Below are 20,123 nucleotides of genomic sequence, written 5' to 3' on the forward strand. Positions count from 1 at the left end.
AAGACATGACCAACACTACTGCTGACGCCATTGTCGTGGGCACTGGACTGGCCGGGCTGGCCGCTGCGGCTGAGTTGGGGGATCGTGGCAAGAAGGTGATCGTGCTGGATCAGGAGCCTGAGCATTTTCTGGGCGGGCAAGCGCATTGGAGTTTGGGCGGTCTTTTCATGGTCGACACGCCAGAACAGCGCCGGATGGGCATCAAAGACAGTCAGGACCTTGCGCTGCGCGACTGGATGGGCAGCGCGCAGTTTGACCGCGAAGAAGACGCATGGCCCCGCAAATGGGCCGAGGCCTATGTGGAATTTGCCGCAGGTGAAATGCGTCCGTGGCTGTATGAGATGGGCCTGCGCTGGTTTCCTATCGTTGGCTGGGCTGAACGCGGTGGGTCCTATGCGGATGGTCTTGGAAATTCAGTGCCGCGGTTTCACATCACATGGGGCACCGGACCGGGCGTTCTGAAGAACTTTGTCCGCCGCGTGCGCGAACATGTCAGCGCCGGTCTGATCGAGTTGAAATTCCGCCATCAGGTCAGCCACATCATTATGCAGAACGGGCGCGCCAAAGGGGTCTCGGGCGAGGTTCTAGCCGATGACACGGCACCCCACGGTGCCAAAACCAACCGCGATGAAGTGGGTGAGTTCGAGATCTATGCGCCCTCGGTCATCGTTACCTCGGGTGGGATCGGCGGCAATTTTGAGATGGTGCGCAAAAGCTGGCCCCGCGATCGGTTGGGTGAGCCGCCCAAAGATATGGTGGCGGGCGTTCCGTTTCACGTGGATGGTCGTATGATTCCCATAAGCGAAAAGGCCGGCGGGCACGTCATCAACGGCGACCGGATGTGGCACTATACTGAGGGTGTGCGGAACTGGAATCCGATCTGGCCCGCGCATGGCATCCGTATCCTGCCCGGCCCCAGCTCATTGTGGTTTGACGCGCGTGGCAATCGGTTGAAACCGCCCTTCATGCCGGGGTTCGACACGCTGGGCACGCTGCAGGAGATCCTTAAAACAGGATATGAATACAGCTGGTTTGTGCTGACCCAAAAGGTGATCAAAAAGGAATTCGCCCTGTCCGGGTCTGAGCAGAACCCAGACATGACTGATGGCGGCTGGCGCGAGGTGCTGTTCCAGCGCGTCCTGACCGGCTCAAAAGCCACCGCGCCTGTCGAGGCCTTTAAGGAACATGGTGAGGATTTCATTGTCGCCAACACTCTGACCGAACTGGTCAGCGGTATGAACCAAATGGGCGGTGGGTTGATTGACGAGGCGCATCTGCGCGCCCAGATCGAGGCGCGGGATAGCCAGGTCGACAACCCCTTTACCAAGGACGCGCAGATGGCCGCCATTCTGGCCGCGCGCAATTATCGCGGCGACAAGCTGATCCGCACCGCCAAGCCGCACAAGTTTCTTGATCCCGCAAACGGCCCGCTGATCGCCGTGAAACTGCACGTGCTGACACGCAAAACGCTGGGTGGATTGCAGACCAATCTCGACAGCCAGATGATCGGCGCGGATGGTCAGGTTGTGCCCGGCCTGTTTGCCGCAGGCGAAGTCGCCGGGTTTGGCGGCGGCGGTTATCACGGCTACAACGCGCTGGAAGGCTCGTTTCTGGGCGGCTGCATATTTTCGGGCCGCAATGCCGGGCGATCAAGGGCCGTCGCCTGACGGCCCCGCCTACCGGGTGCGCACGAATTTGATAACCGGTTCGCCTGCGGCATCCAGAAAGGCCAGCGCATCGCCTTCAACCGCGTAAGTGGTGACGCTTTGCAAGGCTTGAAAGAATTGCCGCTCAACCTCTTCCAAGGCCGGAGGACACGCCATCAGCGTGGCAGCCATATTGTCAGGGAATGTGATAGTCGCACCGGAAATGTCGGCCTGCCCGTTGAATCGGTTGCAGCCACCGCTGCCTGAAAAGGCACCATCTTGGGCAAAGTTAATCTCTGGGCGGCGCTCTGCTTCAATCGGTGCACCGTTCAGGGCGGCGGCCGTCCACTGCGTGTTGTCCAGCATGTTTCCCCCCTGCACTTGCACCAGCATAAGGTCTGCGGAATTTCCTGCCCCATCGGTCAGAACCGGATAGGCCGTATCGGTGGTGAACAGCAGGTCTTGCCCCTGGCTGATCGAGGCCCGCACCACATAGCGGTGCCCGTCCTTGATCAGCGCGTCATCGAATGTCAGCTCGAACTGCGCGGGAACGCTGTCCATTGCATAGCGTTTTGCAGCAAGGGACACTGCCGGTGCATCGGCCAGAGAGACATCCTGAAGCTCGACATATAGCGTCGCATCGGGCGGCACGGCAATCCGCTCGCGATAGGCAGCGGTTCCCGTTACGGTTCCAGCATGGCTTTGGCTGCCCAAAATAGTCAGGACAAGAGCGCAGACAACGATGGCCTGGCCGAGCTTTGGAAATGGCATGACACAATCCTTTCACTTCCACTTTGGTGAAAAGATCGTGGCCAGATCAGTATTTACAAGACCTAGTGATCCAAATCGGCGATTCCACGCCTGATTTACAGGGGCCAGATCAGCGGGATCAACAACGACGCCAGCAGCCCAACAGTCAGGTTCAGCGGAATGCCGACCTTCATGAAATCGACAAACCTGTACCCGCCCGGACCATAAACCATCATGTTGGTCTGATACCCGATCGGCGTCGCGAACGAGGCTGAGGCCGCCACCATCACCGCCACCACCAGCGGGCGCGGGTCAATCCCGACCGCCTGAGCCAACCCGATGGCAATCGGTGTCACCACCACGGCCACCGCGTTGTTTGATACCAGTTCAGTCAGCACCGAGGTCAGCAGGTATACGGCCCAGATGATCAGGAAGGGCGGCAATGAGCTGAGGCCCGGAGCAATCGCCTCGACAATCAGCGATACAGCACCGGATTTATCCAGCGCGGCCCCTATGGCCAGCATCGAGAAGATCAACGCCAGCAAGCGGCCCTCGACAAAAGAAAATGCTTCATCCGCGTCGATGCAGCGCGTGATCAGGACCACCGCAACTGCCAGAACCGACAGCAACAGGATCGGTGCGACACCCAACGCGGCCAAGGCGACGATACCGACCAGCGCGCCAATCGCAATGGGGGCATGGCTTCGCCGGAACGCACGTGCCGACGGTTGCGAAACGTCGACCATGTCCATGTCGGCGGCGAGTTTCTGAATGTCAGCGGGCGATCCTTCCAGCAGCAGCGTGTCGCCGACCCGCACCACAAGATCATCCAGTTGACGCCCGATATTCTGGTTCCGTCGGTGTACAGCCAGCACATAGACACCATACCGACGCCGCAAACGCAGCGTACCCAGCGTCCGACCCACCATGCGGCAACCTGGGGTGATCAGAACCTCGACCGTCTTGGTCTCAACGGCCGAGACCTGATCGACGCGCTTTAGTTCCTTGTTGCTTTGCAAGCTCAGCAATTCGGTCATTTCAGTTCGCAGAACGACACGGTCGCCAAGTTTCAACTCAACACCTTTCAGATTACGCCGCAGCGACTCATCCCCGCGGATTACGTCGATCAGCCGCACACCGGGGCGCTTGAACAGCTGAACCCCTGTGACCTCTCGACCGATAAGGTTGCTTTCAGGCGGAATGACGGCTTCGGTAAAGAACTTCATCTTGGACCGGTCGGACAGCAAGGTTGCCATGCTGTCCCGATCCGGCAGCAGGCGCGGCGCGATAAAGCGCAGGTAGACCATACCGTAGATCACCAGAGCGATGCCCAACGGGGTCACCTCGAAAATGGTGAAGGCGGGCATCCCCTGCGCACGGGCCACACCATCCACCAACAGGTTGGTCGAGGTTCCGATCAACGTCAGCGTGCCGCCTAAAATCGCTGCATAACTCAACGGGATCAGCAATTTCGAGGCCGGAACATTCAGCGTGCGCGCGATCTGCACAAATACCGGGATCATCACGACAACCACCGGCGTATTCGACACCACGGCCGACGCCAGCACAACAAACGCCATCAGCAACCCGATGGCGAAACGCGGGTTTACCTGTGCCTGCTTTTGCGCGGTCGAGGTAAATGCGTCCAGCGCGCCAGTGCGCACCAGAGCCCCCATGATGATGAACATCGCCGCAATCGTCCACGGCGCCGGGTTGGAAAGAACCGCCAGCGCGCTTTGATACGGCAAGATACCCGTCACCAGCATGATGGCGACACCGCCGATGGCAACGACTTCGGTCGGGTAGACCTCACGCAGGAACATGACGAACATGCCCGCGACGACCAAAAGCGCCAGTATTGCGCTGCCTGTTTCTGTCAGTTGAAGGAGTTGCATTCTTGGTATTCTGTCCGAACCCTAGCCTGGCTTACGCGCCCGGCAGCCAGTTTCACGCATTGCGCGCGGCAGAGCAAGCCTGACATCGCCTTATTGCGGCCCGGCCTGCTGCAAACGCCCACCGACGCGCACCATTTGCACAGATTTTGCCCGCCCGTCGCGGTCATCGGTTTCAACGAACACACCGCTCAGCGTTGCTTCGCCATTGGCCGGGGTAAACCGCGCCTTTGGCATGCCGGTGATAAAGCGGCGCATCGGCTCGACCTTGTCCATCCCGATCACTGAGTCATAGTCGCCACACATCCCCGCATCGGTCAGATACGCCGTGCCACCCGGCAGGATCTGTGCATCCGCAGTTGGAACATGCGTATGAGTGCCGACCACTAGGCTTGCACGTTTGTCACAATAATGGCCCATCGCCATCTTCTCAGACGTGGCCTCGCAATGCATATCGACGATGATCGCCTGGGCCTGCCCGCCACGCGGGTGGGACTTCAGAATGGGCTCAACCGCCGAGAACGGATCGTCAAAGGGCCGTTTCATAAAGACCTGCCCCAGAACCTGCACCACCAGAACCTTGCGCCCGCCCGGCGCGGTGTACAACCGATGCCCCCGCCCCGGCGCACCCTTCGCAAAATTCACCGGGCGCACGATACGCGGTTCGCTCTCGATGAATTGCAGCATATCTTTCTGATCGAACGCGTGATCGCCCAGCGTTAGACAGTCCGCGCCCGCGTCCAGTAGTAGCTTGGCATGATCGCCGGTCAGACCCATCCCGTTCGAGGCATTCTCGCCATTGACCACAACGAAATCCAGCCGCCATTCGTCGCGCAAACGCGGCAAATGTTGCTGAATGGCCATGCGTCCCGCACGGCCCATGACGTCACCCAGAAAAAGTATCCTCATCCAACCTGTCCTAAGTGTGGTAATGACCAAGCACAAGTGATTAAGCTGCCTGCATAATCTGCCAAAGCCTTTAAAGCAGGAGAATCTTGATGACTCGCATCCTTTTGGCCGTTGCTGGCCTATTCGCACTTGCCGCCTGCGACGAAACCCCAGCAACCGATTCCACCACGCAACTGGCGAACCCCGCGGCGACCTATTGCATCGACAGCGGCGCACAGTACGAGATACGCGACGGTGACAACGGCCAAACCGGCGTTTGCATTCTGCCGGATGGGCGCGAGGTGGATGCCTGGGAGTTCTTCCGTGAGAACCACCCGAGCTAAGGCGATCAGCCCGAGAACGTCAGAACCCGGCTTTCGGTAATCACCATATCCAGCGGTTGATCCGTGGGCTCTAACGGCAGCTCTTTGGCCTCTTGCGCGTCAAAGGCAAAGCCAATGGCCAGTGTCGGGCGCTTGGCACGCAGACCCTGCAACGTGCGGTCGTAAAAACCGCCGCCATAGCCCAGCCGCCCGCCCAGCGCATCGAAAGCAACCAATGGGACAATCAGAATTTCGGGGTCGAAGTAATCGTCGACCTCGGGCACCTTGGCCCCAAACGGGCCGTCCTTCAGCGTGCCTTCAGGCGTCCAGCGCGAAAACTTTAGTGGCTGACCGGCAGCCTGAATGACCGGCACACCAACCGGACCATAGGCCGATGCTTCTGCCATCGCCGCCACTGGATCAATCTCGGTACGGATCGGCATATAACCGGACAGAGGCACGCCACGGTGTCCGGCCAGAACCTCGGACAAGCGCCCCGCAGCACCGGGCAGGCGGGTGTCAAAAGCAACCTTGCGGCGTGCAAAAGCCGCCTTGCGCGCAGCGGCTTTGATTTCGGTCAGATCGGTCACAGTAGCACCACGCTGGCAAGCCCAAGGAACAGGAAGAACCCCATGACATCCGTTGTGGTCGTCACGAAGGTGCCGGAGGCAAGCGCCGGGTCAGCGCCCAATCGGTCCAGCACCACAGGTACTACCGTACCGATGAACCCAGCGATGATCATATTCACGACCAAGGCAGCGCCGATCACGACACCCAGCATCGCAGAATCGAACCACATCATCCCTACGGTTCCCAAAACGATGGCGAAACACAGGCCGTTCAACATCCCCACCAGCAGTTCCCGCCGGATCACGCGCAATACGTTCGACCCCGTAAGGTCGCGCGTCGCCAAAGCCCGCACCGCAACTGTCAGCGATTGAGTGCCCGCATTGCCGCCCATCGACGCCACGATCGGCATCAGAATGGCCAGCGCCACCAACTGATCAATCGCCGCCTCGAACTGGGAAATCACCAGCGAGGCGCAAATCGCCGTACACAGGTTCACCGCCAGCCAAGGCAGACGCCGCTTACTGGTCGCGGCAACGCTGTCGGACAGCGAACTTTCGTTGCTGACACCCGCAAGGTGCAGCATGTCCTCTTCGTATTCCTCATCCAGAACAACCATCGCGTCGTCGATGGTGATCACACCGACCAGTCGCCCGTCTGCATCGACCACGGGCGACGAGATCAGGTGATACTGGTTGAACGCATATGCCACGTCCTCTTCGTCCTGATCGACAGGAATAGTGTGGAACTCTTCTTCGGCGATGTCGTGCAGCGGCACCTCACGCCGAGCGGCCATCAGCTTGCCCAGCATGACCTGCGCTACCGGCTTCAACCGGGGATCGACCAAAACAACGTGATAGAACTGTTCCGGCAGGTCGTCATTGGCCCGCATGAAGTCGATGGCCTGCCCAACGGTCCAATGTTCGGGGGCCATGACAACCTCGCGCTGCATAAGGCGGCCGGCCGAGTTTTCGGGGTAGGACAGCGCCTGCTCAGCCGCGATCCGTTCGGAATCCTCCAGCGCGTCAAGGATGGCCTCTTGCTGCGGTTCTTCGAGGTCTTCCAGAAGGTCGACAACATCGTCGCTTTCCATGTCCCGTACAGCGTCGGCCAGAACGTCCGGGCGCAGAACCTCGATAACCTCTTCACGAACGGCCTCATCCAGTTCCGACAAGATATCGCCGTCGAATTCCTTGTCGTACAGACGGATCAGTTGGGCGCGTTCCTGAGGGCTGATCTGTTCCAGAAGGTCGGCGATGTCCGCAGCGTGCAGCGGATCCATCAGCTCGATCAGTTTGTCGCGATCATCCACTTCGACCGCGTACAGGATATCCGCCACAGTCTTGCGATCCAGCGCATAGACGTCTTCGTCACTTGTGGACTCGGTTACGGGTTCATCAAAGCCTGTTGTCATGTCTGCCCCCGTTTCGCGCGCTCATTGCCCCCTAATTAGAAGAAGCAGCTACCGGAAAACAATGACAATGCGCCGATTTACCGGCAAGTTTCGCCCGCCTATGCTGTTTCACAGTCCTATTCAGGCGGAGATGGATGAAAATGGCGCAAAAAACGCTGCTGAAAGGTCGTGTTCTGAGCTTTACGGGTTCCCCTTTTGAAGGAGATCCGACCGAGGCCGTGAAAATCAGCGGGGCCGTTCTGGTTGAAGACGACCGAATATCTGCTGTTGGGGATGCCGAAAGCCTGCGCGCCGACAACCCCGAGGCCAACGTTGTGGATCACGGCCAGAACGTGATCATGGCAGGTTTCGTCGATGCGCATGTCCACTATCCCCAAACCGCAATGATCGCCAGTTGGGGCAAACGTCTGATCGACTGGCTAAACACCTATACCTTCCCCGAAGAGATGAAGTTCAGCGACCCGGTCTATGCCTCTGAAATCGCCAACCGCTATCTTGACCTGACAGCTGCGCATGGAACCACGACCATGTGCAGTTTCTGCACCATTCACCCCGAAAGCGTTGATGCATTTTTTACCGCCGCGCAAAAGCGCAACCAACGGGTTGTGGCGGGCAAAACCTGCATGGACCGCAATGCGCCCGAGGGGCTGCGGGACACGGCGCAAACGGGTTTTGATCAGTCCCAGAAGCTGCTTGAGAATTGGCACGGCATAGATCGCCTGTCTTATGCCATCACCCCACGTTTTTCGCCCACGTCCACGCCGGAACAACTGGAAGCCATGGGCGCGCTCTGGGCCGATTACCCGCATTGCCTGATGCAAACCCACCTGAGCGAACAAACCGATGAGATCGCCTGGGTCCGCGAGCTATTCCCCGAGGCACGCGATTATTTGGATACCTATGAAAAATTTGGCCTATTAGGGTCGAACGGCCTGTATGGCCACGTTATCCATCTTGAAGCACGCGAACGCGATCGCCTGCGCGAGGTCGACGCGGCGCTAATCCACTGCCCGACCTCGAACACATTCATCGGCTCTGGCTTGTTCGATATGGCGGGGTTGATGCGTGACGGCCATCGCGTCGGGTTGGCGACGGACACCGGCGGCGGGTCCAGTTTTTCGATGCTGCGAACGATGGCAGCAGCTTATGAAATCGGACAACTGCGCGGGGCGCCGCTGCACGCCGCGCAACTTTTGTGGCTAAGCACGGTTGGCTCAGCACGCACGCTGCGGATGGACGATTGCATCGGCAACGTTGCACCGGGGATGGAGGCTGATCTGATCGTGCTCGACCTCGCCTCGACCCCCGCCATTGCCCAGCGCGAAGCCTGCGCCGAGAACCTGTGGGAGGCCATCTTTCCCACCATCATGATGGGCGATGACCGGGCGATCGCAGAGGTCTGGATCGCCGGTCAACGCGTTTCCAACTAGACTTGCAGGGCGCGGGCCAGCTGGTTCTGCCGCTCGATCACGCGGGGCATGTCCAAACTGGTGACATGCCCGTCACACACGATCTGGCGGCCCTCGACGAACAGGTGCTTGACCTTCACCGGTCCGGCCAACAGCAAAGCCGCCGGGTCCCAACTGCCGGCGCTTTCGATACAGCTTGTGTCCCAAATCGCGATGTCAGCGCGTTTTCCGGGCTCCAGACGTCCGCAATCAGGACGGTTCAGCACATCTGCACCACCGCGTGTCGCAATCTCTAGAACTTCGCGCGACGACATGGCATCCGCGCCGTTGGCTACCCGTTGCAACAGCATGGCCTGACGCGCCTCGAGGATCATGTTGCCAATGTCATTGCTCGCTGAACCATCCACGCCCAGTCCAACAGGCACGCCGTGATCCCGCATCTCGCGCACCGGCGCGATGCCCGAACCCAGCCGACAATTGGAACAGGGGCAATGCGCGACGCCGGTTTGTGTTTTGGCGAACAGGTCTATTTCCACCCCATCCAGTTTGACGCAATGGGCGTGCCAGACGTCCGTGCCGGTCCAGCCCAAATCCTCGGCATATTGGCCCGGACGGCAGCCAAACTGGGCCTGCGAATAGGCGATGTCCTCGTCATTTTCCGCCAGATGAGTATGCAGCATAACGCCCTTGTTCCTAGCGAGAAGCGCAGCATCGCGCATCAGGTCACGGCTGACGGAAAATGGCGAACACGGTGCAAGCCCTACACGGCACATTGCGCCCTCAGACGGGTCATGAAACGTATCGACCACACGGATCATGTCGTCCAGAATCGCTTGCTCTTTTTCGACCAAGGCGTCGGGCGGCAGACCTCCGTCGCTTTCCCCGATACTCATCGCACCGCGCGTCGGATGGAATCGCATTCCGATCTCGGCGGCGGCAGCAATCGTGTCATCCAGCCGGGCACCGTTGGGGTACAGGTAAAGGTGGTCGGAACTGAGTGTACACCCTGACAGCGCCAGCTCGGCCAACCCGATCTGGGCCGAGACAAACATTTCTTCGGGCCCAAAGCGGGACCAGATGGGATACAGCGTCTTAAGCCAACCAAACAACAGCGCATCCTGCCCACCGGGCACCGCACGGGTAAGGCTTTGGTAAAGGTGGTGATGGGTATTCACCAGACCCGGCGTGACGACACATCCTGTGGCGTCATGCACCCTTCCGGTTGTTTGCAGTCCGTGGCCGATCTGGTCGATCTGTCCACCGCGGATCAGGATATCCGCGCCGGAAAGCTCGCGGCGTGTGTCATCCATCGTCAGGATGGTGTCTGCGTTCTTGATCAGGATTTCGGTCATGTCGCCCTCCTTGCATCCGCCCGTTTCGTGCAAGAAGGTATGGGCTGGCGGAAAACGGGCATAAGAACCAGCCGGGCAGAGATTACCTGACCAGCCTTAACCCGACAAGCTGTTTCAGTAGTTGCGCAGAAGCTTTAGCGCCGCCGCATGTAATTCGGCATTTGCCGCAGCCAACACCCGTCCGCCCTCATGGGCTGGACCACCTTGCCAATCTGTCACGATACCACCTGCGGCCTCGATCACCGCAATGGGGGCTTGAACATCATAAGCATTCAGGCCCGCTTCGATCACCAGATCGACCTGCCCCGCCGCCAGCAAAGCGTAAGCGTAGCAATCCATGCCATACCGGGTCAGTTGCACCTGTTGGGCCACAGCCTCGAACCCGGCGCGTTCTTCAGGGGTGCCGACCTCGGGGAAGGTCGTGAACAGAATGGCCTGATCCAGACTGGAGGTTTTGCGAGATTTCAGCGGCATAGTTCCGGTCGGCCCAGTCGCCTGTGCAACATCCGCTGATCCAAGGAAACGTTCGCCGATATAGGGCTGATCAATGACGCCCAAGAACGGCCCGTTCTGGTTGCTCAGCGCGATCAGCACGCCCCATGTCGGTGTGCCGCTGATAAAACCGCGGGTGCCATCGATTGGGTCCAACACCCACGTCCGGCCGGAACTGCCCTGCGTCTGGCCGAACTCCTCGCCGAAAATGCTGTCATCGGGGCGGTGCTTGGCCAGAACCTCGCGCATGGCCTTTTCTGCGTTCCGATCCGCGACCGTGACCGGATCAAAGCCGTCGACCAGCTTGTTCGACGTCTCAATATTTGATTGTCTAAAAAACGGAAGAATGGCCGCGCGCGCCGCGTCGGCCATTTCTTCCGCTACATCCAGATCACTTAAAGTTGTCTCTTGCATGCGCTACCCGTGCGGATCACACGTGCCAGAGTCAACCCCGGTTCTCTCAGGCGACGTCGCTCAGGACGCGGGCAAGTTCGAACAAGCGGCGGCGCTGGTTTTCCGGAATCGCATAGTAAGAGCGCACCAGATCCAGAGCTTCCTTGTCCCCCATCAGATCGGCCGGAACCGATTTTTTGCCGGCTGTTTCCTTTTCAGATTCTTCCAGACCTTCAAAGAAAAAGCTGACGGGAACATCCAATGCCTCGGCAATGTCCCAAAGGCGCGACGCGCTGATCCGGTTGGCCCCGGTCTCGTATTTCTGAATCTGTTGAAACTTAATACCAACCTGCTGCGCCAACTGCTGTTGGGTCATGCCAATCAGCCAGCGGCGATGCCTGACGCGTTTGCCCACATGGACATCGACGTGATGGGTCATTGGTATTCTCCTCTTACCTACACACACAACTAATTCGGGTGTGCGACATGCATGTACTACCGCAACACTAGCGAGCCGCCCTTAACCACTCCCTAATCAGGAACATGCCCCCCAAATCAGCACCTGGGACAATATTGCTCTTTTTGGGTTTTTTTTCAAGAAGGTTGAATCTGTTTCACCATGCACAGGACTAAGGTTGTGCCCTTTCGATCCCGCACACGCAGTTACCGTCGGCAAGCCTGAGACGTCATCCACACAGTCCTTTCCGCCCCGCCGGGTAAGCGATTGACATTCCCCGGTCAGCACGAACCTATGCGCCAAACCACAGGAGCCCGACCATGCTGGCCTATAGAATTTCATCTACGGACGCCGCCGCCCAGCTTTGCGACATTGACGTGCCGACCCCACAAGAAGGCCAGGTCCGTGTCGCGATCAAGGCATGCGGTCTGAACTTTGCCGATCTGCTGATGCAGAAGGGAACGTACCAGGACACGCCGCCCGCGCCGTTCACACAAGGAATGGAAATCGCTGGCGTGGTCGAAACAACAGGTCCCGGCGTTTCGCATCTGAGCACCGGTGATCGCATTGCGATCTATTCAGGTCAGGGCGGCCTGGCAGAATTCGGGGTGTTTGACGCTGAACGCGCAATTCCCCTGCCCGATTCGGTCAGCTTTGAGGATGCCGCCGCGATTCAGATCGCTTATGGCACCAGTCACATCGCCCTGGATCACCGCGCCCAATTACAACCCGGAGAAACCCTGCTGGTCACTGGCGCGGCTGGCGGTGTTGGGCTGACCGCCGTCGAAATCGGCAAGCTGATGGGGGCAACCGTAATTGCGCAGGCGCGCGGCGCAGACAAACTGGCGGTCGCTCAGGCAGCGGGGGCGGATCACCTGATTGATGCGTCCGAGGATTTACGCGCGCGTGTAAAGGAACTGGGCGGAGCGGACGTGGTGTATGACGCCGTTGGCGGCGACGTGTTCAAAGCCGCCTTTCGCGCCACCAACCCCGAAGGCCGCATGCTGCCTATCGGTTTTGCAGGCGGAGATGTGCCGCAGATTCCGGCCAATCATCTGCTGGTTAAGAACCTGACGGTGATCGGCTTTTACATCGGTGGCTATCTGACCTTTCGGCCGCAGATCGTTCAGGACAGTTTTGACACGCTGTTTCGGTGGTGTGCCGAAGGGCGGATCAAGCCGCATATCAGCCACGTGCTGCCCCTGTCGGATACCGAGAAAGGCCTGCAATTGTTGCGCGACCGTGCGGCAACCGGCAAGGTCGTGATTACGCCCTAACCGACCACAGCCTTCAAGGGCGCACTGCCGAGCATGCGGAAATTCTGTCGAACCAAAGCTGCAAGTGCCTCAACCAACGGCCCGCGTCCGGTATCGCCTCCGTACAGGTTGATCATATGTTCGGGCAGCTCAGGCAATACACCGCCATCATCGATTTGAACCAAATGCGCAGCCTCGGTTCCGTCGAGCATGGCGTGGACGGCCAAGTCAGCGGCAACGGTCGCCTCGATGGTGCGATCATTTTCGGTTTCAACCGACAGCTCCCACGGGATGCCAGCCTCATCCAATGCCGCGATGACCTGTGGCCGGAACATGCAGCGACGGCCAAGCGCTATTGGGATCGGCCGCTTGCGCCACGCCGACCCACCCGGCGCCCCGATCCAGCGCAACGGCAATTCGGCGATGATTTCGCCCCCCTCGCCCGCACTTGCCTCAGTTGTGAGGATCAAATCGCATTCGCCGCGTTTGAACATTTCCTTCAACTGCATCGTGTACGAAGAAATCAACTGCACCCGCACCCGCGGGAAATCCACGTTGAACCGCTGCAGGACACGCGGAATAGCCGGGTAAACGATGTCATGCGGCACACCCAGAACGACTTCACCCTCAAAGGCTTGGTCAGTGAGTTTCGAGATCACCTCATCGTTCAACGCAATCATCCGGCGGGCATAAGCCAACAGTTGTTCTCCGGACGCTGTCAGCGCGATGGTTCGGCCACTGCGATCCAGCAGTTCCAGTCCCAGCAGCTCTTCCAGACGCTTCAGCTGCATTGAAACGGCGGATTGCGTCAGGTGCAGGAACCCGGCGGCACGTGTCACTCCACCCTGATCCGCCACCGCCACAAACGATCGCAATGTCGTAATGTCCAAATTCCGCATGTTCACGAATCCTTATGTATCACTTCAAAAACATTCATTTTTAAAATGTGTCATAGTGCGCCATATAAATCAAGGAACTTGATGAGAGATCGAAAACTCATCTAGGATCGATGAAAGGACATACATTATGACCCAAATTGCAATTCACAGACCTTGCCCGCCCCGTCGTCGTTTTGGCCTGACCATGTTGTTGGATGCGTTCTCGCTGCGTCGCCAGCGTTGCACGCTTGCCAGATTGGATGCGCGAGCACTAGAAGATATCGGAATCACCCGCGAACAGGCCGATGCCGAAGCCGCTCGCCCCTTCTGGGATGCACCGGAATTCTGGCAAAAATGACCCTGACACTCATGTTTTCCTACTGAATGGCGGCCCGCAGACGCAGGTCGCCATTTTGTTGCATGTTTTAACCGGTTTCCCACTCTAAACTCTTGAAACACGGCCCGCAGTTGCCGATATTTGCTGGGAACGGGGTCCGGGTTTCGGACCGCGAAAAGAATTATGTGAAGGGAGACCCTTTAATGGCACAATTTGACACGATCCGGACGGCTGCCGGTACGCGCGCTGCCCAGATTGACGAGGGCCTGCGCGCCCATATGAACAAAGTCTACGGCACGATGTCTGTGGGCATGCTGATCACGGCGCTCGCCGCATGGGCGATTGCCGGTCTTGCTGTGACGTCTGATCCGACCAACGCAGTAGCCCAGATCGGCGCTGACCGTTACCTGACCAGCCTGGGTGGGGCACTATTTATGTCGCCGCTGAAATGGGTTGTGATCTTTTCGCCTCTGGCCTTCCTAATCTTCGGATGGGGCGCACTTATGCGGCGCGGATCGGCGGCAGCCGTACAGCTGGGCTTTTTCGTCTTCGCCGCCGTAATGGGCGTGTCGATGAGCTCGGTGTTCATGATCTACACCCCCTACTCGATCGCGCAGACGTTCATCGTGACCTCGATTGCCTTTGCTGGCCTAAGCCTCTTTGGCTACACCACCAAGCGCAACCTGAGCGGCATGGGCACGTTCCTGATGATGGGCTTGATCGGCCTGCTAGTGGCGATGGTCATCAACATCTTCCTGCAATCGCCTGCAATGATGTTCGCAATCTCGGCAATCGGTGTACTGATCTTTGCTGGTCTGACCGCGTTCTACACGCAGGACATCAAGAACACCTACATTGCGCACGCAACCCATGGTGATCAGGAGTGGTTGAACAAAGCCGCAATTGACGGAGCGCTGAGCCTGTACATCTCGTTCCTGAACATGTTCCAGTTCCTGCTGATGTTCATGGGGCAGCAAGAATAACGCGCTTCAACACTGCACCAATTAAACAGGGCGGGTCCAAAACGACCCGCCCTTTTCTTTTGCCTATTTAGCCGTTTCACAGCCCGGTTGACACCTCGACCGGTGCCCCAAAAAGACAAAGGCCCCGCTCAAATGGCGAGGCCTAGGAAGATAGAATGAACGGGGTCTTAGCTGCAGTTCAGCGGCACCGCAAAACCCGAGCTGCTGTCGGAAGAGCCCTTGCGGTAGACGTCACCCGCAGGCAAACAGCCGGTAAACTGTTCCGCGTTGCGACCAAAGTTGGCACCGATCTGATTATCGACGCGCGTGCTGTTGTTCGGGGTGCGCAGAACACCATAGAGGGTGCCGTTCACATTGACGGTGCTGAGGAACAGATTGGTGTCCTGCCCGGTCAGAACCACCGAGTCCGTATCGCTGCGTCCACCATTTTCAATTGCAACTCGGGCAACTTTCTCTGCCTCAGTCTCATCCGTCGTGACGGTCACGGCAGGCAGAACGGCCAGTTCAGCCGGCACATTCGTTGCAGGCGGAAGGATGCCCACTGCACCGGGTACATCCGAAAGCGAGCGCGGTTCACCATCGATACCCGTGAATCCGATGCCTTCGCGGTTATAGGGATCTTCACAGGCCGCTAGGGCCAGAATGATCGTAGAGGAAAACAAGATTTTTTTCATGACGGCCAACATTTTGGAACGAGTTGTTGAAGCGTAGAGGCAAGCTCTTGCAAAAAGCAACCCGTCGACGATCCGATTGCCCCAATCGCTGATGCTTCGTTGCAACGGCGCGAAGCGCCACAAGCCCGACCCCAGTGGGTCATGCGCAAAGAAAAAGGGCCCTGCCACAGCAGAACCCTTCGTAACTGTCCAAGCTGGACGGCAGATTACTTAATCTTGCCTTCCTTATACTCGACATGCTTCCGAACGACCGGATCGTATTTACGAATGGTCATTTTCTCGGTCATGGTGCGCGCGTTTTTCTTGGTCACGTAGAAGTGGCCCGTGCCCGCGGTCGAGTTCAGACGGATCTTGATTGTCGTCGGCTTCGCCATGGTTATCTCCTGCGTCCGGAAAGGCAGGGGCCTTTCGGTTGAATTCCTATGAGCGTGCGCTTTTACTCGGTCGCGCAGCCGAGTCAACCAGATTCCGCGCACAACGCGCACAATTCCTGCAGTCGCACCCTGCCCCGGTTTGGCGCGATCACGGTTCTGTGATAAGGTCCCGCCGTTCTATCCCACAAAGAAGCCGACGACAGGCTCGTATTTCGAAACGGCAGCAACAGGCGAAACCCTCTGCGAGCAGAGGTTTTAAGCATGTTTTTGGGGGGCTATCATGACGGAATGGAAACTTCAGGGTGAAGAATTGGCCAATTGCAATTGCAACTTTGGTTGCCCGTGTCAGTTCAGCGTCCTTCCAAGCCATGGCAATTGCGAGGCTGTTGTCGTGTTCGATATTGAGTCCGGGAACTATGGCGACACCGATCTTGCCGGAGTGCGCGCGGCTGGCGTGTACCACTGGCCCGGCCCCATTCACGAAGGCAACGGCCAGATGCAGCTGATCATTGACGAAGCCACCAGCGCCGACCAGCGCGCCGCTATTGAGGCCATAATGAAAGGTGAAGACACCGACGAAATGGCGACCATGTGGTACGTCTATAGCGCCATGGCCCCGACAAAACATGAGACTTTGTATGCCCCGATCGAATTGAAGTGGAACCGGGATGAGCGTGCTGGATACGCCAAAGTTTCGGGTATCTTCGATGTAGAGGTCAGCCCGATCCCGCATATCGTCTCGGGCATGCCGCATCGTGCCTCGATACAATTGCCCAACGGGTTCGAGTATCGCCACGCCGAGGCGGCCTCGGGGACCGCCAAGACAACAGGCGGCGCGATCAGCCTAACCTTTGACGCGACACACGCGCATTTGGCGCATCTCAACATCTCAGGCCACGGAGTCCTCGGCGCATAGCGGAGGCTAACATGAGCACGTCCCCTCCCCGTCCCGGAGTCGTAGATCGGGTGCTGCGGCGCGACAGCGGCATCGTTGTGTTCTGCGTTCTGCTGATCATTCTGGGCGCGTCCTGGTACACGATTGCGGGCATCGGTATGAACATGTCCGCCATCGACATGACCCGAATGGCTGGCCCGATTGGCGAGCCGATGAATATGGCGACTGAGACACGCTGGACACCGATCTACGCCGTTCTGATTTTCCTGATGTGGTGGGTCATGATGATTGCCATGATGACCCCCAGCGCTGCCCCCACCGTTCTGTTGTATACGGCGATCAAACGAATGGGGCCGGACAAGTTGCGGGCGTCGCGTCTCAGCCTGCTTTTTTTGACGGGCTATCTGGTTGCCTGGGCGGTGTTCAGCATCATTGCAACCGGGGCGCAATGGGCGATGGAAAGCGTCGGACTTTCCGATGGGCCGATGATGACGATCCACTCGAAATTTTTTGCCGGATGCGTACTGGTCGCTGCCGGTTTGTACCAGTTGTCCAGCTTGAAAACCGCTTGTCTGCGTCACTGCCGCAGCCCCGCCCAATTCCTGGCCGACCACAACAGGCCCGGTGCCTATGGCGCGTTTCGTACTGGCGCGCTGCATGGTGCGTTTTGCCTGGGATGTTGCTGGGCGTTGATGTTGCTGCTGTTCGTGGGCGGAGTGATGAACCTTTATTGGATTGTGGGCATTGCCGTTTATGTCGCGTTGGAAAAGCTGATGCCGCGGGTGCGGTGGTTCGTTCCGCTCACTGGTGTTGCGTTGATCGTCGTGGGCGTTTGGCTGATCGCAATCTCATAGATCGCGACAGGCTGAAACGTTCATAAGGGCTGAAGGACCGGCCAAATTTCGGGTTCTGCATTAACTTTTTTGACAGGAGGTAGTCATGCCTATTTTTATCACCTACGCGTCCTATTCGCCGGAAGGCGTTAAGGGAATGCTCAAGAAACCCGTGGACCGTTCGGGCGCGGTCAGGGCATTGCTGAAAAAAGCCGGCGGTAAGCTGGTGGCGTTTTACATGACCTCTGGCGACAATGACGTGGTGGTTGTCAGCGAATTGCCGGAAAGCACGGATGCAGTTGCTATAGGCATGGCCGTTGCAGCATCAGGCGCGGTGTCAAAAGTTGAAACCGTGCGAGCATGGAAGGCAAAAGACTTTGTCGCTGTGACCAAAAAAGCCGCAAAACTGACCGGAGCCTACAAGGCGCCGGGCCGTTAATCGGGATCTACGCGCGGAGGGCCTGTAAGCCGGATCTTGTTCCAGGGTTACCCCCTTCGATGACCATTCCTCTAGGCCGTGCATTGCTGCGCGGCTCAAGCTGCCAACCCGGTCCCTCTCGGCCAAGACGCGCTTAGCGGCGGTATCGGCTGACGCCGACCGGCCCGCGCGGGGACCCTATTTGGCATTGCTCCCGGTGGGGCTTGCCGTGCCGCCGCTGTTGCCAGCGGCGCGGTGGGCTCTTACCCCACCGTTTCACCCTTACCGCGTTTTGCCAAAGGCGAACCTCTGCAATGGTGCGGCGGTCTGATTTCTGTGGCGCTTTCCGTCGGGTTGCCCCGCCCGGGCGTTACCCGGCACCGTTGTCTTGTGGAGTCCGGACTTTCCTCTCGGGCATACGCCCCAGCGGCCATCCGGCCCTCCGCGCGGGGTGTGGGTATGCTTTGGGTACGGCGGCGTCAAGGGTGGATCAGGTTTTCTTGATCAAGGGTATAAGGTCAGCCGGTTCCAACGGGCCGTCACCCCATGGACGATATCTGAGGCGCACCGCGGCCAGAAGCGTGTCATGGTCCGTCTCCGCCGAGTAGCCTGCGGCGCGCGCCAACGCATTGAACGTATTTAAAGGGGTTTTGCCGGGGTCGTGTTGAGAGCGCTTTCCGGCAAGGGCCATGTGTTCCAGCCGCTGCCAAGGGAAGCGCGGACCGGGATCGGACTTACGGCCCGGTGCCATGTCGGAATGGCCAATTACATGTTCAGGGGGGATAGCCCACCGGTTCATGATCTGGTGTAACAGGGTTTCCAAAACGTCCAACTGCAGCTCGGAAAAAGGGTGCGCGCCGGTGTTGTCCAGTTCAATTCCGATCGAACGGGAATTGATATCGCTCTGGCCATGCCACTCACCCGCCCCGGCATGCCAGGCCCGATCCTCCTCGCGCACCATCTGCCAGAGTGTACCATCCCCACCGATCAGGTAATGCGCGGATACTTCATGGGCAGGGTCGCACAGCCGGTCCAGCGCCTCGGTTGCGCTGTCCATCGCGGTATAGTGCAGCACGATCAGCGACGGGGTCAGCCCATCCCTGCGTTCGCCAAAGTTAGGGGACGGGTGCCAGTTAGGCGTCAGTGGCTCAGTTGTTGACGGCACTGCGGAACGGGCTGGGGTCCCAGCCACAAGCATAGCCATCGCCATCCGGGTCAAGTCCCTTGCGGTCGCGTTGCGGTCCACCGTTGGACAGGAACTCAATCTGAGCCTGATCCGGGGATGGAAAGCGGGCGCAATTGCGCTGCGCCTTGGCTTGCAGGTTCAGACCTGCACGGCTGTATAGCTGGGTCCCGACCGGGTTCGATGTGTTCAGCGCGTATTGCACGATATTGGGCTGACCATCCGTTCCACGTTCCGGAACGGCGGTGGGCGCGACCACCTCATAGGTCTGGCGGTTCTGTTCGATCAATGCGGCGTCGGATTCGATGGTGCGACGGTCAGAGACCGCTCCAAAATCCTGCTCATCGGAAATCGCGTTGTTGGTGGGGTCTTCGACGGGCGGCGGTGCCGGAGTGATCGCGCCTTGCCCTGAGGTGCCAGCCAGCGCAGCCGCGGTCGCCGAAGCGATGTCGGCATTTTCGCCGGTTGGCAACGTGGCTACTGTGCCAGGCGCGCCCAGCTGCTGTTCTGACACGTCGGGCGGGCCAAGCAGCGGGTTACCAGTATATCCCTGCCCCGCCAACTGGGCCTCACGCTGTGCCTGATAGGTGGGGGTGTTGAAATCCGTGCCACCTATCGGGGCCACCGTATTACAGGCGGCCACGAACCCGATTGCGGGGATCAGAAGCGTAAAGCGCATCCAGCTGCTCCGTCTTGCGTTGTCTTGCCT

22 protein-coding genes and 1 other RNA gene are annotated in these 20,123 nt (G+C 58.8%); 9 read left to right on the forward strand and 14 right to left on the reverse strand.

The window, feature by feature from the left end:
* The first annotated feature begins 5 nt into the window (after positions 1-5).
* Positions 6-1,667: an FAD-binding dehydrogenase gene (locus ACR0AJ_RS04220; protein ID WP_480740162.1), complete on the forward strand. Its 1,662-nt coding sequence runs from the start codon at positions 6-8 to the stop codon at positions 1,665-1,667.
* A 9-nt stretch (positions 1,668-1,676) separates the two neighbouring features.
* On the opposite strand, the gene ACR0AJ_RS04225 is transcribed toward ACR0AJ_RS04220, so the two are convergent.
* The 3 genes from ACR0AJ_RS04225 to ACR0AJ_RS04235 form a co-directional block, all read right to left on the reverse strand.
* Entirely contained in the window at positions 1,677-2,417 is a 741-nt protein-coding gene (locus ACR0AJ_RS04225) for a YbaY family lipoprotein (protein ID WP_170347963.1), read from the reverse strand.
* Between the two features lie 95 nt (positions 2,418-2,512).
* Positions 2,513-4,291 carry an SLC13 family permease gene (locus tag ACR0AJ_RS04230; RefSeq protein WP_480646083.1) on the reverse strand — a complete coding sequence of 593 codons (1,779 nt, stop codon included), beginning with the start codon at positions 4,289-4,291 and terminating at the stop codon, positions 2,513-2,515.
* Positions 4,292-4,381: 90 nt separating this feature from the next.
* Positions 4,382-5,197, reverse strand: coding sequence for a TIGR00282 family metallophosphoesterase (locus tag ACR0AJ_RS04235; RefSeq protein WP_170347961.1), 816 nt, complete (start codon positions 5,195-5,197; stop codon positions 4,382-4,384).
* 89 nt (positions 5,198-5,286) lie between these two features.
* Here ACR0AJ_RS04235 and ACR0AJ_RS04240 point away from each other — a divergent pair, with 89 nt between their 5' ends.
* Positions 5,287-5,520, forward strand: coding sequence for a putative hemolysin (locus ACR0AJ_RS04240; RefSeq protein ID WP_170347960.1), 234 nt, complete (start codon positions 5,287-5,289; stop codon positions 5,518-5,520).
* A gap of 5 nt (positions 5,521-5,525) precedes the next feature.
* Here ACR0AJ_RS04240 and ACR0AJ_RS04245 read toward each other — a convergent pair whose 3' ends face one another.
* Together ACR0AJ_RS04245 and mgtE are read right to left on the reverse strand one after the other, a co-directional pair.
* Positions 5,526-6,089: a 5-formyltetrahydrofolate cyclo-ligase gene (locus ACR0AJ_RS04245; RefSeq protein WP_170347959.1), complete on the reverse strand. Its 564-nt coding sequence runs from the start codon at positions 6,087-6,089 to the stop codon at positions 5,526-5,528.
* Complete coding sequence (mgtE, locus tag ACR0AJ_RS04250; protein WP_170347958.1) at positions 6,086-7,480, reverse strand: magnesium transporter; 1,395 nt, start codon at positions 7,478-7,480, stop codon at positions 6,086-6,088. The genes ACR0AJ_RS04245 and mgtE overlap by 4 nt, the downstream gene beginning before the upstream one ends.
* A 140-nt stretch (positions 7,481-7,620) precedes the next feature.
* Here mgtE and guaD point away from each other — a divergent pair, with 140 nt between their 5' ends.
* Positions 7,621-8,910 carry a guanine deaminase gene (gene guaD / locus ACR0AJ_RS04255; RefSeq protein WP_480646081.1) on the forward strand — a complete coding sequence of 430 codons (1,290 nt, stop codon included), beginning with the start codon at positions 7,621-7,623 and terminating at the stop codon, positions 8,908-8,910.
* Here guaD and ACR0AJ_RS04260 read toward each other — a convergent pair.
* The 3 genes from ACR0AJ_RS04260 to ACR0AJ_RS04270 all read right to left on the reverse strand — a co-directional run bounded on the left by ACR0AJ_RS04260 (position 8,907) and on the right by ACR0AJ_RS04270 (position 11,565).
* Positions 8,907-10,241, reverse strand: a complete 1,335-nt coding sequence (locus tag ACR0AJ_RS04260; protein ID WP_480646079.1) for an 8-oxoguanine deaminase — start codon at positions 10,239-10,241, stop codon at positions 8,907-8,909. The two genes, guaD and ACR0AJ_RS04260, sit on opposite strands and share 4 nt — an antisense overlap.
* Positions 10,242-10,355: 114 nt before the next feature.
* Positions 10,356-11,147: a histidinol-phosphatase gene (gene hisN / locus ACR0AJ_RS04265; protein ID WP_480646078.1), complete on the reverse strand. Its 792-nt coding sequence runs from the start codon at positions 11,145-11,147 to the stop codon at positions 10,356-10,358.
* A 46-nt stretch (positions 11,148-11,193) separates the two neighbouring features.
* Positions 11,194-11,565 carry a helix-turn-helix domain-containing protein gene (locus ACR0AJ_RS04270; protein ID WP_170347955.1) on the reverse strand — a complete coding sequence of 124 codons (372 nt, stop codon included), beginning with the start codon at positions 11,563-11,565 and terminating at the stop codon, positions 11,194-11,196.
* 338 nt (positions 11,566-11,903) lie between these two features.
* On the opposite strand from ACR0AJ_RS04270, the gene ACR0AJ_RS04275 reads away from it, so the two are divergent.
* Complete coding sequence (locus ACR0AJ_RS04275) at positions 11,904-12,860, forward strand: NADPH:quinone oxidoreductase family protein (protein ID WP_480646076.1); 957 nt, start codon at positions 11,904-11,906, stop codon at positions 12,858-12,860.
* On the opposite strand, the gene ACR0AJ_RS04280 is transcribed toward ACR0AJ_RS04275, so the two are convergent.
* Positions 12,857-13,738 (reverse strand): LysR family transcriptional regulator, encoded by an 882-nt coding sequence (locus tag ACR0AJ_RS04280; protein ID WP_170347953.1) that lies wholly within the window; start codon positions 13,736-13,738, stop codon positions 12,857-12,859. The two genes, ACR0AJ_RS04275 and ACR0AJ_RS04280, sit on opposite strands and share 4 nt — an antisense overlap.
* A 127-nt stretch (positions 13,739-13,865) precedes the next feature.
* Between ACR0AJ_RS04280 and ACR0AJ_RS04285 the strand changes: the two genes are divergently transcribed.
* Entirely contained in the window at positions 13,866-14,075 is a 210-nt protein-coding gene (locus ACR0AJ_RS04285; RefSeq protein WP_170347952.1) for a DUF1127 domain-containing protein, read from the forward strand.
* A 182-nt stretch (positions 14,076-14,257) separates the two neighbouring features.
* Complete coding sequence (locus ACR0AJ_RS04290) at positions 14,258-15,037, forward strand: Bax inhibitor-1/YccA family protein (protein ID WP_170347951.1); 780 nt, start codon at positions 14,258-14,260, stop codon at positions 15,035-15,037.
* A gap of 167 nt (positions 15,038-15,204) precedes the next feature.
* Here ACR0AJ_RS04290 and ACR0AJ_RS04295 read toward each other — a convergent pair whose 3' ends face one another.
* The gene (locus ACR0AJ_RS04295) at positions 15,205-15,711 is read right to left on the reverse strand and encodes a hypothetical protein (protein ID WP_480740165.1); all 507 of its coding nucleotides are present in this window, start codon (positions 15,709-15,711) and stop codon (positions 15,205-15,207) included.
* A gap of 206 nt (positions 15,712-15,917) precedes the next feature.
* Complete coding sequence (gene rpmG, locus ACR0AJ_RS04300) at positions 15,918-16,085, reverse strand: 50S ribosomal protein L33 (RefSeq protein WP_037309480.1); 168 nt, start codon at positions 16,083-16,085, stop codon at positions 15,918-15,920.
* 280 nt (positions 16,086-16,365) lie between these two features.
* Here rpmG and ACR0AJ_RS04305 point away from each other — a divergent pair, with 280 nt between their 5' ends.
* From ACR0AJ_RS04305 to ACR0AJ_RS04315, 3 genes are all read left to right on the forward strand, one after another.
* Positions 16,366-17,001: a DUF1326 domain-containing protein gene (locus ACR0AJ_RS04305; RefSeq protein WP_480740167.1), complete on the forward strand. Its 636-nt coding sequence runs from the start codon at positions 16,366-16,368 to the stop codon at positions 16,999-17,001.
* A gap of 11 nt (positions 17,002-17,012) precedes the next feature.
* The gene (locus ACR0AJ_RS04310) at positions 17,013-17,834 is read left to right on the forward strand and encodes a DUF2182 domain-containing protein (RefSeq protein WP_480646074.1); all 822 of its coding nucleotides are present in this window, start codon (positions 17,013-17,015) and stop codon (positions 17,832-17,834) included.
* 85 nt (positions 17,835-17,919) lie between these two features.
* Positions 17,920-18,252 carry a GYD domain-containing protein gene (locus ACR0AJ_RS04315; protein WP_170347947.1) on the forward strand — a complete coding sequence of 111 codons (333 nt, stop codon included), beginning with the start codon at positions 17,920-17,922 and terminating at the stop codon, positions 18,250-18,252.
* A gap of 9 nt (positions 18,253-18,261) precedes the next feature.
* On the opposite strand, the gene rnpB is transcribed toward ACR0AJ_RS04315, so the two are convergent.
* The 3 genes from rnpB to ACR0AJ_RS04330 all read right to left on the reverse strand — a co-directional run bounded on the left by rnpB (position 18,262) and on the right by ACR0AJ_RS04330 (position 20,093).
* An RNA gene (gene rnpB, locus ACR0AJ_RS04320) (RNase P RNA component class A) lies at positions 18,262-18,677 on the reverse strand.
* 44 nt (positions 18,678-18,721) lie between these two features.
* On the reverse strand, positions 18,722-19,396 hold the full coding sequence (locus tag ACR0AJ_RS04325; RefSeq protein ID WP_367648176.1) for an N-acetylmuramoyl-L-alanine amidase: 675 nt from the start codon (positions 19,394-19,396) through the stop codon (positions 18,722-18,724).
* A complete protein-coding gene (locus tag ACR0AJ_RS04330; RefSeq protein ID WP_480740169.1) occupies positions 19,380-20,093 on the reverse strand; it encodes a hypothetical protein in 714 nt (237 codons plus the stop codon). The genes ACR0AJ_RS04325 and ACR0AJ_RS04330 overlap by 17 nt, the downstream gene beginning before the upstream one ends.
* Positions 20,094-20,123: the final 30 nt, after the last annotated feature.

Source organism: Ruegeria sp. CJ9 (genome assembly GCF_056536625.1).